The sequence below is a fragment of the Arthrobacter sp. PsM3 genome, assembly GCF_030433895.1.
Lineage (GTDB): Bacteria > Actinomycetota > Actinomycetes > Actinomycetales > Micrococcaceae > Arthrobacter.
This window is the reverse complement of sequence record NZ_JARUXE010000132.1, coordinates 1-419: the sequence shown is the minus strand read 5'-3', so window position 1 is coordinate 419 and position 419 is coordinate 1. Positions and strand designations below refer to the sequence as shown.

General features: G+C 39.9%; 1 protein-coding gene. It reads right to left on the bottom strand.

The window, feature by feature from the left end:
- A partial coding sequence (locus QCD75_RS21915; RefSeq protein ID WP_301231629.1) for a hypothetical protein occupies positions 1-406 on the bottom strand: 406 nt, incomplete at its 3' end.
- Between the last annotated feature and the right edge of the window lie 13 nt (positions 407-419).

Genomic DNA, 419 nt, shown 5'->3' with positions numbered 1-419 from the left:
AATCTCGAAGATAAGAGAAGAATGCAGTGACCTTTGCATTGACAAATGGAGATTCCATGTATCTAAAAAATACGCCTTTAGGCCTTCTGATACCCTTTCCCCTGCGGTTTAGCGTGCCTTTTACATTAATATCTAAACCCTCTCCGATGGTGGCCTTTAACTGACTAATAAATGCAACCGATATAAACTGTGATAATTCTGGGTGATTTATGATTCGATCGACAATTGTATTGTACACTAGTGCAGGATCAGGCCAATCCAGTTCTTTTTCAATTACCGGTGTGTCGTCTGTATTCAGTACATGTCCAACAAATGCAAATGCTAACGTTTTGTATTTCTTATAATTGTCAGGAACTGGAAAAGTCCCCCTTGTCGTCTCGATTACACCCCTACTTTCATAGTACACCAAAGGTTGGAAG